This is a genomic window from Vibrio aquimaris (assembly GCF_009363415.1).
GTDB classification, from domain to species: domain Bacteria; phylum Pseudomonadota; class Gammaproteobacteria; order Enterobacterales; family Vibrionaceae; genus Vibrio; species Vibrio aquimaris.
Genome location: NZ_CP045350.1, coordinates 418,778 through 435,883, shown reverse-complemented (window position 1 = coordinate 435,883; position 17,106 = coordinate 418,778). Strand labels below are relative to the sequence as shown.

Genomic DNA, 17,106 nt, shown 5'->3' with positions numbered 1-17,106 from the left:
ATTCTCGTATTTGGAAGCGATTGATAATGAAAGTTTGATAACTATTGAGCGAGGTTAATTTAAGTTGATTTTTCTGGCTTTAATCTTGTGACTTTTTACCGCTTCTGTGGTGATCGTCTCTGCTTGAGTCGTCACTCGGCCACTGCGCCCATTGTAGTGGGTAAAGGTATCTTGGCTTTTTACCGTGACTTCCTTTGTCCCTTCTAAAACCATTGTCTCTGCCTTGAGCGTCAGCGACCTTCTATCAAGACAGGACACAAGAATGTCCTTTAATATGGGGAGCGAAGGGTCCATGTTCATAAACTCAATTTTGCAATCAAGCTGATTATCAATGGCAAGCTCAAACTGCTCAGACGTAAAATCACCACTCGTGCTTGCCCATATAGGCTCGTCAGTGGGGTTTCCCTCAAAATCAATCAGGACTTGTTTGTTATCAGAATGTACCTGTTTAATTTGCCCAACACGCGCACAACGAAATGCGTTGTTAGGTCCCTGCTCTGTGGTGCTCATTGCAATGATACTCATATAATGGTTACAGATAATGGCGAATCTACCATTGCTTGAGAAGAAAGAAAAATGTCGAAATAACAGCAACAAGTGTCAAAATCACCAGAGAAAGGCACGTTTTGAAATGTTAATTTGGGGCATTTGAATAATGTCCATTAAATTCGCCTGTTAAAAAGCCTATCTAAGGAAGAAAATTAATTTAAAAGGCAGCAGAAGTTCACATTTTTTAATGGCTTAAGTATGTGAATTGGGTGCGAAACATTATATGACTCTTGTGACAAGTGGATGTTATCTAACTTCAAATATCTATGAAGATAAGCCATTTAAAATAACAACATTAAGAAAAGCATGACTATCTAAAGTACTCCACTAATTAACTGACTAAAATCAGGCTCTAAGTGGTCAAACGTTGCTGCTAGTTACAATATTTTATGAAGCCGTTGATTCGGCTCCATAAAAAGACTGTGGCTAAATGAATTTACTTTGAAATTAACGCTTGGATCTGCTGGCTAACATTTCGACCCTGCTTATCTTGTTTTACTGCCATAATAAATAGACACTGCCCATCGCTAAGCTCTGCCCACTTATCTCCGATAGCACGTTTTTCTGCTGAATCGTCATTTGTTTCGCTGTTTTTACCTTTATACTCAACAACCAACATTCGCCCGTCTTTCAATTCACAAATGAAGTCTGGATAAAACTTGTTATGAGCGAGTGGAAGCCAGAAAGATGCGTGATCTCGGCGTACAAGATTTCGAATCCAATATTTCACTTGATGTAAGCCATCAATGGCGACGGCACAATCGAATTCTTCACCGTCAGCCTTCAAGTCTTCAATCAAATTTTGTGGGAAGTAGTGCTTAGTGAACTTATAACGACCAGAATAGTATGGTGGTCGAGATGGATAGTGTCTCGGCTCGAAGTGATACATAAACTCATCAGATACACATGCTGTGCTATCAGCACCGAATAAACTCGCTTGATATCCTATTTGTTGAGCTTGTTTTCGGTGAAGGCGGATAAGGTCTCGAACAGCACGTGCCAACGGGAATTTGTTGCGAACTAAAGCAGTCAGGGTCAAATTTGGCTTTTGCAGCAAGTTTTTAACTAGACGCCCCAAGAAACCAACAAGTTGATGCTGAAGTACATCTGGTTGGCGTAGTTCCCTATCTAGCCAGCGGACGAGATCCTGCTCTGTAACGTCAATAAAGCCTTGGTTGAAAGCGATAACTTCCTTTTGGCTGGCAACCTTGTAGGTTAGCGATTTACCATCCATGTCAATCGCAAAGCTATTGCTCGTCTCATTCATGGCAAAGTTAGTCAACTCCGCGGGGTAGCTAAGAAGATCCCAACTGTGCGCGTGAATAAAAACTTCCGATTCAACGAGTTCCAGCTCACCTTGTTCCATCATACATAAATAAGGTAGTGAGCCAAATTTTTCACCCCGTTCCGACGGTGCTTTCGTCGCTTCAATTGCCTGATTATGCACTCGAATATCACGCTCAAAAGCTTTACGCTTCTTACCCGCTTTTACATGCTTCGTTAAGGCTTTTTGTATACTTGATGAAACTTCACCAGTCACTTTAACTACAGCGGTATGAGTTTGCTCATCCCGAGTCATCGTGATCTGTTTCTTCTCTGACTCGGAAAGCTCGGTTAGATCTGGCAGATCCTCAACCTCTACTATAATGGCAGGGGGTAAGGCCTGCTTTATAGGAACTTGTTCCTGTTGATCACCAAAAAGGTCTACTTGACCTCCCGCAGGGGCTTGTTCACGTAAAAATGCGGCTATTTCCATTTCCTCAAAGCCCATAGCAATAAGCTTATCAGTCAGCTCTTGAGCTGCTTTTGCGAATTTCGACGTAGCAAGATGTGCATAAGCACGGTTTAAGTCTTCAATCGTTCGACGGCTGGCATACGGCATACGCAGCACACGCCCAAGTAGCTGTTCAGCATCTTTACTAGAAGAGACTTGTTTGACCGAGCAAAATACATAAGCAAAAGAACAATCCCAACCCTCTTTGAGTGCCTCAATCGTGATGATGTATTCTATAGGGCAGCTTTGGTCAAATAAATCGATCCCATCCAATTCTCTTTGAGTACCCGTTGCAACAGCAATCTTATCTTCATCAATATTAAGTTGGTTGATCAAATGCCCTTTTAGAACATCAACTGTGACTGCACCATGCCTGTTCTCCGCCTGAAATAAAGCGATTGGCCGAATGTAATCTTGATCCTTTTGAGCATCAACCTGAAGCTTGTTACGGGTAATGACAGCATCTTGAACTGCATCCTGCCAGTTCTGATGTTCGGTCAAAACAATCGGTAATTTTATCATTTCTTCGGATTTAAGCTCGGCCGCCGAGACATTAAATAGAATGTTACTACCATTAGCATTTGTCGTGTTTGGTGTGGCAGTAAACTCTATAACAGCAGCAGGATGCACCCGTCGCAACGTATCAAAAGTCAGAGTAGTGCGAGCATTGTGTGCTTCATCCACAATCACCACTGGTCGATACAGTGCTAATAGGTTGGCAAAAGAAAATTTGATGTTGCCAATCTCACGAATGCTCAATCCATTTTCTTGTACATCCGCGTCAGAAACCCTCTCCAGAAGTGGTAACGAAGGATGGTTTGCTGGTATTTTTGCAAAGTGCGGCTCAAAGTTTTCGTGGTAAGCGTAAACCTTACGTCCAGAGGTATCAGAAACTCTCAAGTTAGCGAGAGTCGATACCACCACGATGGCTTTGTTGCCTATATCTTGCGGGCGAATTTGAGTCACTTCATCAATATCGAGCACCAGTACTTGGCGATTAAAAGCCGTATCCAGTTTTTCACGATAGGGATGGCCTGGTGTTTTCAATGCTTCGACCGTTTGTTGGCGGATCGTAATACTTGGGACTAACCATAGTACTATAGGAGCCTCCGTCTCTAAATAATGACGTGCGGCGACTTCTACAGCATGTGAACCAAGAACCGTCTTACCACCACCTGTTGGAATACGCATACAGAAGTAGGGCACTTGCTCAAAGCCATAATCTCGATAAAAATGTGGGGGGAGTTCTTGTTCTTCCAATGCCAACTTGTACGCTGCTTCAACATTTTCGCTGCTTAGACAGTGAGAAAGGAAGGACTGCATCACATCAACGGCACGTTGTTGATAACCTTTTAGCTTAAACATTCTGTGGATTCCTTATCAAAGAGTGCCGACGTCATAAGGGATTTGCTTGAAAGTGATGTTCGCTTGCTTCAAGCGAGCCTCACCTAAACGGCTTGATTCACCGTAAATCACGATGCGATCATGCTTGTCGATGTCTGGTAAGTTATTAAGCACTTTGCTTGTTAGTACATTGCCACCTGCCGGACGACGATCACCTAGTATGCCGTTATAGAGCAAATAGTATGCGGTATCGTTATGAACACCCAGTAACGGGCTATCCATTGTATTACCGAGTGGTGTTTTTGTTTCCAAATACCAGATATGTGATGCCAATGTTGGGAACTTAATATCGGTATTGAGGCAACCATATTCGTCGAATACAGCTTCGCCTAGTTTATAGAAGCGGAAACCGCCACCGCCTTGCCAGTTATTGGTTACAGATATGCCACCCTGCTCTCCATCAACAACCTGCTTCAGACGCTTTTGACAGTGAGTTTTAGCATGGTCACCGATTTCTATACCTATGTATTTGCGTTTCATTTTATGCGAAACAGCAGCAGTAGTTCCTGAACCTAAGAATGAGTCAAGTACAAGGTCGTGTTCATTTGTGGCTATCGTAAGAACACGTTCAATAAGTTTTTCTGGTTTAGGAGTAATAAAACCTGAGTCACCGAATAATGCTAAGATTTCTCGCTTTGCATCTTGGTTGCCAGAAACTTCCTTGTATGTCCACCAACTCCTAGCTATCACCCCTTTCTTTGCTTCACTTAGGTAAGCTTTTTTAGTGGGCATAGCATCCCCTTTTTTACCGAAATATATTTCGCCGTCTTCTACAGCTTTTTGAAATGATTCTAGGGGGAGTGCCCAATGTCTACCGAGCGCTGGTTTTACCTTTCTACCTGATGGCAACGTTACTTCGTACCTATATTTTTCTCTTCTAGCACCGTCTTCAGTTCTCACATCCAGCGGATAGGTTCTCCAAGGTCCTTTAGGATCGTGATCAGGGTTCTTAAACCGTCCTTTTTGTTCATCAGACCTTGGTACTAAATTCCATCCATCCTTAAACCAAGATTCTGATTTTGCGTACACTAATACATGATCGTGGTCTGAACTAACAGCTCTTCCGTTATTTTTAGGTGTGTAGACCTTTTCCCAAACAATATTTCCGACGAAGTTTTTTCGCCCAAAAATTTCATCACATATTACTTTAAAATAATGTGATTCATTATCATCTAGCGTAATCCAAATACTCCCCTTTTCTGTAAGCAACTCACGTAATAGTTCTAAGCGTGGATACATAAGTGATAACCATTTGCTGTGCTCAATATTATCATCGTAATGTTCGAAAGCAGACTTAGTGTTATATGGTGGGTCGATAAATATACATTTCACTTTACCAGCATAGTGAGGTATCAATGCTTTAAGTGCTTCAAGGTTATCACCTTGAATCAACAAGTTTTCATTATCGATATCGCCATATGAAAGTTCAGGTACTTCTTCCAGCAACCTATATGTACATTTTTTAGACGTTGCTATCGCTTCGTCTTTGTTAAGCCAATTCAAAATGGGCATCTTAGATTCCTAAATCTTATCTACGTCTAAGCCAGCTTGTTTCAATCGGCTGGTAAGGTTTCTCATTTTGCTAAATTCGGTGCCATAACTTGGCTTGAGACCGACTTCTTCGCAAAACTCTTTCGCGGTGATGTTTTGAAGCTCATCAGCATATTTAATCGACTGCAAATGCAGCTCAGCCATAAAGCCGTTCCGTGGAGCTAAGGCAAGTGCTTTCTTAATTTCTTCTCTGATCATTTTGTTCATAATATAATCAACAGGATTCATAGAGCTCATCATAGTAGCAAAATTAGCTAAAAAAGCTAATTGGCCGTCGGAAGAATTGGTACTTCTTATTCGTTATTCCGAACTGCAAAATGAAAAAAGCCTAGATTGGGGTAGTAATGGGGAAAAGTGCGTTTATCTCGCAAAAACGAGACCTAGGGTCTTTGAATCATTCGGGTCAACACCAGTGGTTGAAAAACATGTAACTATTGAGGGGTTCTCACTGTTGCGCAATAAACAGTGTACAGCTCTATCATATTAACTAACTCTATTGCCAGTACTTTACTTTCTGAAATTTGAAAGCGAAACACCATTATCATGGGGGGAGGCGGTTTTGGGGCAGAGGTTACACATTAACCCGTTTTAGTTGGAACTAAAAGAATTTGGCATTTCGGATCAACGAATGACAGCGTACCGATATGAACGCCGCCATTTTAGTATGATACTTTAATACTTAGTATGACACTTTATTACTTGGTATGATACTTTATTACTCTCTCACATAAACATCGGGAGAGAATTAATGCCCTATTCCACTGTCACTGATTTGGCTAAGTTACGTGGCTGGTCGACATCGGTACCTTTGATCAAGGCAACGTAGTACGAAAGTAGCTGTAGTGGCAAGGTATAAACGATAGGAGCAATAAACTCATCACAATGAGGCACGTTAAGCACCTTCATCGTCTCATCACTTTCAAATGACGCTTTATCATCAGCAAATACGTACATCAGGCCGCCACGCGCACGCACTTCTTCTACGTTAGATTTAAGCTTCTCCAACAGCTCGTTGTTAGGCGCAACAACGATAACAGGCATTTCAGCATCAATAAGTGCTAATGGTCCGTGCTTAAGTTCACCAGCAGCATAAGCTTCAGCATGAATATAGGAGATTTCTTTTAGCTTTAACGCACCTTCCATTGCAATTGCTGATTGCTCTCCGCGCCCCAAAAATAAAGAGTGATGTTTGTCAGCAAAATCTTCCGCTAGAGCTTCGATAGACTCAGCCATTGCCAGTGTTTGTTCAAGTTTAGCTGGCAGTGATTGCAGTGCAGAAACCAACTTAGCTTCCTTTTCTACCGCCATGCCATTGTGGTGGCCAATCGCCCCCGCAAGCATAAGTAAGCCTGCAAGCTGCACAGTGAAAGCTTTGGTAGAAGCAACACCAATTTCTGCTCCAGCCTTCATCATATACGCCATATCAGATTCACGTACTAGTGAAGAGCCTGGTACATTACATATGGTCAAACTCGCCACATAACCCATTTCTTTGGCAAGGCGCAGCGCTGCAAGCGTGTCGGCAGTCTCACCAGATTGAGAAATAGTAACCAGCAAAGAATTTTCAAACACATGGGACTTTCTGTAACGAAACTCAGAGGCAATTTCGACGTTACAAGAGACACCAGCCCACTCTTCAAGCCAGTAACGTGCCACTAAACCTGCGTGATAACTGGTACCACAAGCAATAATTTGTACATGTTTAACTTGGCTTAAAAGCTGATGTGCATTGTCACCAAACGCCGATGAAACCACTTGACCATTGGCAAGGCGTCCTTCTAAGGTGCGTTGAAGTGCCACTGGCTGCTCATGTATCTCTTTTAACATGTAATGGCGGTATTCACCTTTATCACCAGCATCATGAGACACTTCGGTTTCTTTTATTTCCCGTTTAACGCTCTCACCATTTGCATCAAATACACTGACTTCACGGCGGGTGATCTCAGCAACATCGCCTTCTTCAAGGAACATGAAACGGCGAGTCACATTCAAAAGTGCGAGTTGGTCAGACGCAAGGAAGTTCTCTCCCACACCAAAGCCAATCACAATCGGGCTACCAGAGCGAGCTACCACAATACGAGAAGGATCCTTGCGATCCATTACGACTGTGCCGTAGGCACCTTCCAACTGCTTTGCCGTTTTTTGCACCGCTTCAACTAATGTACTTGCTGAGCGCAGTTCCCACTCAACCATATGAGCGATGACTTCAGTATCCGTTTGTGATTCAAACTCATAACCACGAGATTTGAGTAGCTCACGCAGCTCATCATGATTTTCAATAATACCATTGTGAACAACGGTAATATCACCTGACATGTGGGGATGAGCATTGATTTCAGAAGGCTCGCCATGTGTTGCCCATCTGGTGTGAGCAATACCCGTACCACCCACAACCTTGGCTTCATTGACAGCATCAGCCAACTCTTGAACTTTTCCTAATCTTCTAATACGCGTAAGGCTCGAATCTGTATCGACAATTGCTACACCCGCTGAGTCATAGCCACGGTATTCAAGACGACGAAGGCCCTCAACTAAAATTTCTGCTACATCTCGTTGTGCTACTGCACCGACGATTCCACACATAAGTAACTCCAATTAATTCATTCTGATAACCAGCAATCAAGCTGACTTAATAATTAAAGGCTCGACAAGCTCTAAGCTAAGCCGTCATTAGCCTATTGTTCTTAGGCACAAAGTACTTGAACACCTTGAGACTCAATACTTAGTTTCAACTCAGGGGCTAAATCTTTGTTGGTAATGAGGATATCGATAGAATCCCAAGACAACTCTAAATTGGGAATTTTCCGACCAATTTTTTCAGACTCAACCATAACAATCACTTCACGCGAGACCTCAGCCATCACTTTACTAAGGCCAACTAACTCGTTAAATGTGGTGGTACCACGCTCGATATCCACACCGTCTGCACCAATAAATAACTGGTCAAAATCATAAGATCGTAGTACTGACTCAGCAACTTGACCTTGAAAAGACTCAGAATGTGAATCCCAAGTCCCGCCAGTCATAAGTAGAGTAGGCTCGCTTTCTAACTCATTAAGCGCATTAGCCACGTGCAGCGAATTAGTCATGACAACAAGACCTCGCATTCCATCAAGCTGCTTAATTAATGAGGCTGTAGTGCTACCACTATCGATAACAATTCGGTTGTGCTCACGAATCAACTTGACTGCGGCTTGTGCTAATTCACTCTTACGAATCGAAATATTTTTACTTAGCTCATCGTTGACAACTTCTTTTGGTAAAGCTATGGCACCACCATAGCGACGTAAAAGCTGGCCATTTTTTTCTAAAGAAGCCAAGTCCTTTCTAATCGTGACTTCAGAGGTTTCAAACTGAGTAGATAGTGCTTCTACACTGACCTCACCTTGCTCATTCACCAAGTGAGAAATTGCATGTCTTCTTAGTTGAGTGTTTCGTTTCGACATTTAATCTGCACAGTAAAGTTTCAAATCGAAATAAATTATAGCCAGTTCGAAAGAAATAAGTCTATTTATTTTTAGATGAAAAATAAAAAATAGCACCAAAAGCTTGTCCTAAGACAATTGTTAAGCAGTGATATTGCAATAAATCAATGGTAGAATTTGCCACCGAAAAGAAAAAAAATTACAGAATTGAACGTTAGTTTTATGTGACGATTCACATATATTTTAAGGTAATACGGAATTCAGCGTGTATTACCACAGAAGTTTGGTCATAAAATGACTAAACAAATTGAAAGACTTTCAGTTCTATAGTCGACGATAACATTGATGAGCTCTAAAAATTTATAAAGCTACTCAGGCCAAGTAAATCTTCGACGTTAACCAGATAAACGAAATTTCAAATTGTAACTATTACTAACCGGAGAATATCTTCCATGAAAAAGACCAAAATCGTATGTACGATTGGCCCCAAAACTGAATCAGTAGAAAAACTCACTGAGCTAGTTAGCGCGGGTATGAATGTCATGCGCCTAAACTTCTCTCACGGAGATTACCAAGAGCATGGTACTCGTATTGCCAACTTCCGTAAAGTAATGGAAAACTCTGGTAAACAACTGGCTATTCTACTTGATACTAAAGGACCAGAAATCCGTACGATAAAACTAGAAGAAGGTAAAGATGTTGACTTAACCGCAGGTCAAGAGTTCACGTTTACAACGGACACTTCGGTTGTCGGCAACAAAGAAAAAGTGGCCGTCACATACTCAGGTTTTGCTGCCGATCTTAATGTGGGCAATACCATCTTGGTCGATGATGGCTTAATAGAAATGGAAGTAATAGCCACAACAGCAACGGAAGTTAAGTGTAAAGTACTTAACAATGGTGCTCTTGGAGAAAACAAAGGCGTTAACTTGCCGGGCGTTTCTGTCAATCTGCCAGCATTGTCTGAAAAAGATAAAAATGATCTTAAGTTTGGTTGTGAGCAGGGCGTGGACTTCGTTGCGGCATCATTCATTCGTAAAGCGTCTGATGTCAAAGAAATCCGTGCTGTACTAGCCGAGCATGGCGGTGAAGATATTCATATTATCTCTAAAATTGAAAACCAAGAAGGCGTCGATAACTTTGACGATATTCTTGAACAATCTGACGGCATCATGGTTGCACGCGGTGATTTAGGTGTTGAGATCCCAGCTGAAGAGGTGATCTTTGCACAAAAGATGATGATCGAAAAATGTAATCGTGCTCGTAAGATGGTGATTACCGCAACTCAAATGTTGGATTCTATGATCCATAATCCACGTCCAACTCGCGCAGAAGCTGGAGACGTTGCAAACGCGGTAATGGATGGCACTGATGCTGTGATGCTATCTGGTGAGACAGCCAAAGGTAAATACCCTGTTGAAGCGGTAACTATTATGGCTCAAATCGCAAACCGCACTGATGCAGCTCTAAAAGCAGAACTAGGCTCTCGTCTAGATAGCCCTCGTCTTCGTATCACAGAAGCTGTATGTAAAGGAGCTGTAGATACAGCAGAAAAACTTGCCGCACCGCTTATCGTTGTTGCAACTGAAGGTGGAAAATCTGCGCGCTCAGTTCGTAAATATTTCCCAACTGCCAATATTTTAGCCTTAACTAATAATCCAAGAACTGCTGCCCAGTTAGTGTTAACTAAAGGTGTTAGACCTGTATTAGTTGAGTCAATCAATAGCACTGATGCTTTCTATGTACTAGGTAAAGAGCTAGCGCTTGAGTCTGGCCTGGGGGACAAGGGAGATATTGTCGTGATGGTTTCAGGGGCTCTGGTGGCATCCGGTACAACAAATACAGCTTCGGTACACGTTTTGTAATCACTAGTTACAAACTCATTATCGCTAAAAGGGGGGGCTATCGCCCTCTTTTTTATTTTTCGCTCTTGTCCCTATAATCAGTACACTGTATTATCGCCCGCAGTTTTGCATGCTATGAAATTTATTATATTTTTCATAGTGTTGTATCTATGCATGTAAGGATAGGAACGTGTCTAGCCCAACCTTGACTGATAAAGTCTCGAGAATGATCTATCAAGACATCTTGAGCGGAGAATTTAAGCCCTGTCAAAAACTCGTAGTCGCTGATTTAAAACACCGATACCATGTTGGTGCCTCACCTATCAGAGAAGCCTTAGTCCAACTTTCATGGAACAAATATGTTAGCTTAGAACCTCAGAAAGGTTGTTGGGTTTCTCCTGTATGTCTAGATGAGCTGGTAGATCTTTACGAGAGCCTTCGCACCGTAGCACCTGTGTTAATAAAAAAATCAATACGCATGGGCGGAGAAGAATGGGAGCTCAACGTACTCACTTGTTATCACAAACTATCTCGCCTCAACCCTGATGATGAAAACTTTGATTGGCAGCAGTGGGAAGAACGACAACATGAGTTTCATATCGCGCTTCTTGAAGGCTCCAACTCGCCAAATATGATTGGATTTTTTAACGATCTGATCAATCAGATCAAACGCTATCGTTATTTTGCTCGTAATAATGGCCTAGATGTACACCAATTTGAAATTGAAGAGTATAAGAAGATTCTAAAACTGGTGATGAATAAAGAGGCAGATCAGGCGGCAGAGCATTTTGATCGCCACCTTCACTGCTCAATGCAGAAAATTCAAGTCAGTATTGAAAAAGCTGCATAGTAGACTGTAAACTAAAGCACCTTACAGATTAAGATAGAGTTGCTTTAATCCAGCTTATAGATCACATCGACACGATCTCGGATAACGATCGTCGAGTCTTGATAGGTGTTAGATTCGGCTCTCGCATCCATGGCCATAGAGCGCATCAACACAGGCTGGTTGTTAGGTGCATTGTAATCAATACGCCAAACACCACTAATTTCTTTATCAAAGCCTGACGCAAGTGACTTAGCTTTAGCGTTGGCATCCTTGATCGCAGCTTGTCTTGCTTGCTCTTGGTACTTAGCTTGTTCTTTTACCTTTAGTTGCACATTTTGAACCTGATTAATACCAGAATTCAATGCGATATCTAGGTATTGATTAAGATCAGGCAGTTGATTAACTGTCACGTTTACTGTTCGAGAAGCTCGATAGCCAACGAGCTCAGGTTGACCGCTTTTGGGATAATGGTACTGGGGTGCAATATAGAGATTTGAACTGCTGACATTATCATCACTCATACCCTGCTCTTTGAGCTGAGCAAGAAAATCGGTAACAACTTTGTCCACGGTTTGCTTGGCTTGTTCAGCAGTCATGGTTGTTTCAACCACTTTCACTGTAAACTCTGCCATGTCAGGAGTAGCACTAACCTCCCCATAACCAGTGGTTTGTAAATGTGGGAAGTCTGGCGTACCCGCATAGACACCAAAACCAGCCAAACATAACGTAACGATAAGTAGGCGAGAGATCATCTTCATTATTATTTTTCCTTAATTAACTCGTTCAACCTATCATAGCGCGTAGAAACGGCTTGAGGAGTATTGGTCAATCTTCTGACACAATCTTGACCAATACTCCCTAGACTAATCAGCTTACTTATCAATCCAAATTGAACGTTAAAGCCATGCTAATACTTTATGATAATCAATCTATTCAATTAAAAGTCCTCTGGTTTTGTAGGTTTAGGATTCAACTTTATTGAGATGGACATCCATTTGCGGAAAAGGTATCTCTATACCTTCTCTATCCAAACCTTCTTTGATCGCCTGCATCAAATCAAAATAAACATTCCAGTAATCACTGGTGGCAACCCAAGGACGAACAACTAGGTTCACAGAAGAGTCTGCTAATGCATGGACACCCACTTTTACCTCTGGGTCTTTAAGAATACGGGGGTCAGCTTGGCATATTTGGGTCAACAAGTGCTTTGTTTTTTGTAAGTCAGCTCGATAGGAAACTCCTATGACCAAATCAATTCGTCTAGTTTGATGACGAGAATAGTTAGTAATAGGTCCACTGATCACGCTGCTATTGGGCACCACGACCATTTTATTATCAGGGGTAGTAAGAATTGTCTGAAAAATCTGAATCGATTCAACACTGCCGCCAACACCCGCTATTTGAACATAATCTCCAGATTTAAATGGCCGAAAAGCAACAATCAATACGCCTGCGGCAAAATTTGATAGCGAACCTTGTAGTGCTAATCCAATCGCTAAACCAGCAGCACCGATAACCGCAACGACAGAGGCAGTCTGTACCCCTATTCGACTAAGAGCAGCTATTAGCACCATGATAAAGAGTAAATAACGAACCATGGTGTGGATAAAGTCAACCACTGCTTTGTCCATTCTTTTCTTCTTCAGTACCTTAGAAACACTATTGGCTACGACTTTAACAACAATATTGCCAAAAAATAGTATCAGAATGGCGGAAATTAGATTCACACCATATTGTATTAAGAGCTCCGAATGCTCATTCACCCAAGTTCCAGCGACACCTAAACCATCAATAATTGGAGTTTCGATCTTCCCAGCACCTTCTGACATAGTCTATTACCTCCAGCAATAATGCTTTTGTTACAGTTGTTTATGAGATAGAAACAAATATTAGTCCGTTAAACTTATCTAATGGTGACTCGTTTCGCCATTCTTTTTAGTGCGCTCCATCTCATTGCTCAATTAAAGCTAGAAGAAACAAAAAAACCTGCTCATTATGAGCAGGCTTTGGAATGTAAACAGAGTATCGAAATGGGTCTTTATTATAAAACGTTGACAGCGTTTAGATCTGCGAACGCTTTTTCTAAACGCTTAACCATTGACTCCTGACCTTTACGTAACCATACGCGTGGATCATAGTATTTTTTATTCGGTGCATCTTCACCAGTTGGGTTACCGATTTGACCTTGCAGGTAATCGTGGTTATCAGCTGAGTACTGACGAATACCATCCCAAGTTGCCCACTGAGTGTCTGTATCAATATTCATTTTGATAACGCCATAGCTAATAGACTCTTGAATTTCAGCTTCTGAAGAGCCAGAACCGCCATGGAATACAAAGTTAAGCGCATTTGGAGCAATACCAAATTTCTCCGCACAGTATGCTTGTGAATCACGAAGAATTGTCGGAGTCAATACGACATTACCTGGTTTGTAAACACCATGCACGTTACCGAAAGAGGCCGCAATTGTGAAACGATGACTAACTGCCGTCAACTTTTCATAAGCGTAAGCAACATCTTCTGGAGAAGTGTATAGCTCAGATGCGTCCATATCTGAGTTATCAACACCGTCTTCTTCACCACCAGTACAACCTAGTTCAATCTCAAGCGTCATGTTCATTTTTGACATACGCTCAAGGTACTTGGCACAGATTTCGATATTTTCTTCTAGAGATTCTTCTGATAAGTCAATCATATGAGAAGAGAAGAGTGGCTTACCTGTTTGAGCAAAAAACTCTTCGCCAGCATCAAGAAGGCCGTCAATCCATGGTAAAAGCTTCTTCGCAGCGTGGTCCGTATGAAGAATAACAGGTACACCATAAGCCTCAGCTACAGTATGAACATATTTAGCACCAGCTACAGCACCAAGAACTTGGCCACCTTGACCTTCAAGTTTTACGCCTTTACCTGCAAAGAAAGCAGCGCCGCCATTTGAAAACTGAACCACTACCGGAGCTTTTACTTTAGCAGCGGCTTCTAATACTGCATTTACTGAATCAGTACCAACCACGTTTACCGCTGGAAGGGCAAAATTATTCTCTTTTGCTACTTCAAAAACTTTCTGTACGTCATCACCAGAAATCACACCTGGTTTTACGAAATCGAAGATCTTAGACATGGCTGTCATCCTATTTATCTATCGTTTTAAAACAAAACTTATTCGTTTAAATTTTTGCAAACGTTTGCCACAATTGGGCCTATTTTAACAAAAAAATGCCTTATATGCAGCAAACAAGAAAGCGGGGAAATCCCGCTTTCAATGAATTATTTAGCGCGAGCTTCCAGCATTTCTACTGCCGGAAGCACCTTACCTTCAACAAATTCAAGGAAAGCACCACCACCAGTTGAGATGTAAGAAACATCAGCCTTGATACCAAACTTGTCGATAGCAGCTAGAGTGTCGCCACCACCAGCAACTGAAAAGCCTTCAGATTGGGCAATAGCCTCAGATATACCTTTAGTTCCAGCCTCAAAGTTCTTAAACTCAAACACGCCTACAGGACCATTCCAAAGAATAGTCTTAGCATTTTTAAGAAATTCTGCCAGCTCAGCAGTTGAATCAGGGCCTAAATCGAAAATCATATCGTCATCAGCCACATCCGCGACGTTTTTGATTTGGGCTTCAGCGTTCTCATCAAAAGCTTTCGCACAAGCGACATCCGTTGCGACAGGGATTGCACACTCATCCATCAATTTTTTCGCAGTGTCAACTAGGTCTGCTTCGTACAAAGACTTACCAACATTATGTCCAGCCGCTGCAATAAAGGTATTGGCAATACCGCCACCAACAACCAACTGGTCTGCCACTTTTGACAATGACTCAAGTACGGTTAGTTTGGTAGAAACCTTTGAACCACCGACAATCGCTACCATTGGGCGAGCTGGTTTATCCATTGCTTTTGCCAATGCATCAAGTTCATTAGCCAGTAGAGGACCAGCACAAGCGATCGGTGCATGCATGCCGACGCCATGAGTAGACGCTTGCGCTCGGTGAGCGGTACCAAAGGCATCCATCACAAAAACATCACAAAGCGCAGCATAGGCCTTAGACAATGCTTCTTCGTTCTTCTTTTCACCTTTGTTGAATCGCACATTTTCAAGAACGACTAATTCACCTGCATTGAGTTCTAGCCCATCAAGGTAATCTTTGGCTAATTTAACCTCGCAATCTAGAGCGTCATTCAAGTAGTTAACCACAGGTTGTAGAGAGAATTCTTGCGCATATTCACCTTCTGTAGGACGACCTAAGTGAGATGTCACCATCACTTTTGCACCAGCTTCAAGACAGTGCTTGATTGTAGGTAAGGAAGCTAGAATACGTGCGTCAGAAGTCACTTTGCCTTCTTTTACTGGTACATTAAGATCTGCACGGATAAATACACGTTTACCGGCTAGATCCAGGTCAGTCATCTTGATCACAGACATGATGTGTCCTCTCAAATATTAAAAATAAATTTTTCGGTTCAGCATCTGAGCTCAACCTAACAATTTTTCAAACTTACTTAGATATGGAGATTATCAATATTTATTTCAAGGTATAAAATAAATATATCTCCACTCCGTATTGAGTCTATTGTGCCTTATGCATTTCGAGTGCTGTATCTAACATTCGATTGGCAAAGCCCCATTCGTTGTCACACCAAACCAACATCTTCACTAGATGGTTATTACTAACTCGAGTTTGTGTACCATCAACAATGGCACTGTGTGGGTCATGATTAAAGTCAATCGAAACAAGCGGAGCTTCAGTATAGTCAACTATTCCTCGTAATGTACACTGAGATGCGTTAACTATGGTTTGATTTATGTCATTAACTTTCACATTTGTATGAACTGTGACACTTAAATCCATCGCTGTGACATTGACTGTTGGAACTCTGACCGAAATAGCTTCAAATTTGTTGGAAAATTTCGGGAATATTCTTTCAATCCCTTTATGCAATTTAGTATCTACCGGTATGATAGATTGACTTGCTGCTCGGGTGCGACGCAAATCAGTGTGATAAGCATCAATGACTTGTTGATCGTTCATCGAAGAATGAATAGTTGTTATCGTGCCAGACTCAATTTCAAACGCATCATCCAAGGCTTTGATAATCGGAACGATACAATTGGTGGTACAAGAACCATTAGAAACCACCCTGTGTTCTGCTTTGAGAGTGTGGTGGTTAACCCCGTAGATAATCGTATTATCAAGATCATGGGCGCCAGGATGTGAGAAGAGAACTTTCTTTGCTCCAGCCTTAATATGCTCTTGGCCATCAGCTTGTGTGCCAAAAACACCTGTACAATCTAGTACTAAATCAACCTCAAGATCTCGCCAAGGCAATAAGTCTATCTCGGCAAGGTGTAGAATACGAATCGAATCAAACTCGCCCGTACCTTCGTATGGAGCATCATGGTGGATATATATGTGCTCTTGATCATTAGTGACTTTTCGACCAAATCGACCATGACTTGTATCATATTGCAGTAGATGTGCCATCGCATCGGGTTGAGCCAGTTCATTAACTGCAACAACCTTAATTTGCTGATTTTTCCCGCTCTCGTATACCGCACGCAGCACATTACGACCGATACGTCCAAATCCATTGATCGCAACTTTTAACATGGCTCCATCCCTTACATCATTTTCGTATCACGAATACTACCTGATAGATATATAAAGCGCATTAGATTATACCTACAATCATCGCTTTTAATTCATTTTACGGTTTATAGCCGAAGGCT

General features: G+C 41.8%; 13 protein-coding genes. 2 read left to right on the top strand and 11 right to left on the bottom strand.

What is annotated here, in order from left to right:
* Nucleotides 1-54: 54 nt before the first annotated feature.
* The 6 genes from FIV01_RS02095 to FIV01_RS02070 form a co-directional block, all read right to left on the bottom strand.
* Complete coding sequence (locus tag FIV01_RS02095) at nucleotides 55-525, bottom strand: hypothetical protein (RefSeq protein ID WP_152429516.1); 471 nt, start codon at nucleotides 523-525, stop codon at nucleotides 55-57.
* A gap of 460 nt (nucleotides 526-985) precedes the next feature.
* Nucleotides 986-3,688, bottom strand: coding sequence for a DEAD/DEAH box helicase (locus tag FIV01_RS02090; protein ID WP_152429515.1), 2,703 nt, complete (start codon nucleotides 3,686-3,688; stop codon nucleotides 986-988).
* Nucleotides 3,689-3,703: 15 nt separating this feature from the next.
* Entirely contained in the window at nucleotides 3,704-5,239 is a 1,536-nt protein-coding gene (locus FIV01_RS02085; protein WP_152429514.1) for a site-specific DNA-methyltransferase, read from the bottom strand.
* Nucleotides 5,240-5,248: 9 nt separating this feature from the next.
* Entirely contained in the window at nucleotides 5,249-5,485 is a 237-nt protein-coding gene (locus tag FIV01_RS02080) for an HTH-like domain-containing protein (RefSeq protein ID WP_152429513.1), read from the bottom strand.
* A gap of 546 nt (nucleotides 5,486-6,031) precedes the next feature.
* Nucleotides 6,032-7,861 carry a glutamine--fructose-6-phosphate transaminase (isomerizing) gene (glmS, locus tag FIV01_RS02075; protein WP_152429512.1) on the bottom strand — a complete coding sequence of 610 codons (1,830 nt, stop codon included), beginning with the start codon at nucleotides 7,859-7,861 and terminating at the stop codon, nucleotides 6,032-6,034.
* Between the two features lie 101 nt (nucleotides 7,862-7,962).
* Complete coding sequence (locus FIV01_RS02070) at nucleotides 7,963-8,724, bottom strand: DeoR/GlpR family DNA-binding transcription regulator (protein ID WP_152429511.1); 762 nt, start codon at nucleotides 8,722-8,724, stop codon at nucleotides 7,963-7,965.
* Between the two features lie 431 nt (nucleotides 8,725-9,155).
* On the opposite strand from FIV01_RS02070, the gene pykF reads away from it, so the two are divergent.
* Complete coding sequence (gene pykF / locus FIV01_RS02065) at nucleotides 9,156-10,568, top strand: pyruvate kinase PykF (RefSeq protein ID WP_152429510.1); 1,413 nt, start codon at nucleotides 9,156-9,158, stop codon at nucleotides 10,566-10,568.
* A gap of 169 nt (nucleotides 10,569-10,737) precedes the next feature.
* Nucleotides 10,738-11,397 carry a GntR family transcriptional regulator gene (locus FIV01_RS02060; protein WP_152429509.1) on the top strand — a complete coding sequence of 220 codons (660 nt, stop codon included), beginning with the start codon at nucleotides 10,738-10,740 and terminating at the stop codon, nucleotides 11,395-11,397.
* A gap of 44 nt (nucleotides 11,398-11,441) precedes the next feature.
* Here FIV01_RS02060 and FIV01_RS02055 read toward each other — a convergent pair whose 3' ends face one another.
* From FIV01_RS02055 to epd, 5 genes are all read right to left on the bottom strand, one after another.
* On the bottom strand, nucleotides 11,442-12,134 hold the full coding sequence (locus FIV01_RS02055; protein ID WP_152429508.1) for an oxidative stress defense protein: 693 nt from the start codon (nucleotides 12,132-12,134) through the stop codon (nucleotides 11,442-11,444).
* Between the two features lie 204 nt (nucleotides 12,135-12,338).
* Nucleotides 12,339-13,205 carry a small-conductance mechanosensitive channel MscS gene (gene mscS / locus FIV01_RS02050; protein WP_152429507.1) on the bottom strand — a complete coding sequence of 289 codons (867 nt, stop codon included), beginning with the start codon at nucleotides 13,203-13,205 and terminating at the stop codon, nucleotides 12,339-12,341.
* Nucleotides 13,206-13,417: 212 nt separating this feature from the next.
* Nucleotides 13,418-14,494, bottom strand: coding sequence for a class II fructose-bisphosphate aldolase (fbaA, locus tag FIV01_RS02045; protein WP_152429506.1), 1,077 nt, complete (start codon nucleotides 14,492-14,494; stop codon nucleotides 13,418-13,420).
* Nucleotides 14,495-14,640: 146 nt separating this feature from the next.
* On the bottom strand, nucleotides 14,641-15,801 hold the full coding sequence (locus FIV01_RS02040) for a phosphoglycerate kinase (RefSeq protein WP_152429505.1): 1,161 nt from the start codon (nucleotides 15,799-15,801) through the stop codon (nucleotides 14,641-14,643).
* Between the two features lie 145 nt (nucleotides 15,802-15,946).
* Complete coding sequence (gene epd, locus FIV01_RS02035; protein WP_152429504.1) at nucleotides 15,947-16,987, bottom strand: erythrose-4-phosphate dehydrogenase; 1,041 nt, start codon at nucleotides 16,985-16,987, stop codon at nucleotides 15,947-15,949.
* Nucleotides 16,988-17,106: the final 119 nt, after the last annotated feature.

Excerpts from the sequence above, each read along its gene's own strand:
- FIV01_RS02095 (WP_152429516.1), bottom strand. The coding sequence starts at position 525 with ATGAGTATCATTGCAATGAGCACCACAGAGCAGGGACCTAACAACGCA.
- FIV01_RS02090 (WP_152429515.1), bottom strand. The coding sequence starts at position 3,688 with ATGTTTAAGCTAAAAGGTTATCAACAACGTGCCGTTGATGTGATGCAG.
- FIV01_RS02085 (WP_152429514.1), bottom strand. The coding sequence starts at position 5,239 with ATGCCCATTTTGAATTGGCTTAACAAAGACGAAGCGATAGCAACGTCT.
- FIV01_RS02080 (WP_152429513.1), bottom strand. The coding sequence starts at position 5,485 with ATGAACAAAATGATCAGAGAAGAAATTAAGAAAGCACTTGCCTTAGCT.
- glmS (WP_152429512.1), bottom strand. The coding sequence starts at position 7,861 with ATGTGTGGAATCGTCGGTGCAGTAGCACAACGAGATGTAGCAGAAATT.
- FIV01_RS02070 (WP_152429511.1), bottom strand. The coding sequence starts at position 8,724 with ATGTCGAAACGAAACACTCAACTAAGAAGACATGCAATTTCTCACTTG.
- pykF (WP_152429510.1), top strand. The coding sequence starts at position 9,156 with ATGAAAAAGACCAAAATCGTATGTACGATTGGCCCCAAAACTGAATCA.
- FIV01_RS02055 (WP_152429508.1), bottom strand. The coding sequence starts at position 12,134 with ATGAAGATGATCTCTCGCCTACTTATCGTTACGTTATGTTTGGCTGGT.
- mscS (WP_152429507.1), bottom strand. The coding sequence starts at position 13,205 with ATGTCAGAAGGTGCTGGGAAGATCGAAACTCCAATTATTGATGGTTTA.
- fbaA (WP_152429506.1), bottom strand. The coding sequence starts at position 14,494 with ATGTCTAAGATCTTCGATTTCGTAAAACCAGGTGTGATTTCTGGTGAT.
- FIV01_RS02040 (WP_152429505.1), bottom strand. The coding sequence starts at position 15,801 with ATGTCTGTGATCAAGATGACTGACCTGGATCTAGCCGGTAAACGTGTA.
- epd (WP_152429504.1), bottom strand. The coding sequence starts at position 16,987 with ATGTTAAAAGTTGCGATCAATGGATTTGGACGTATCGGTCGTAATGTG.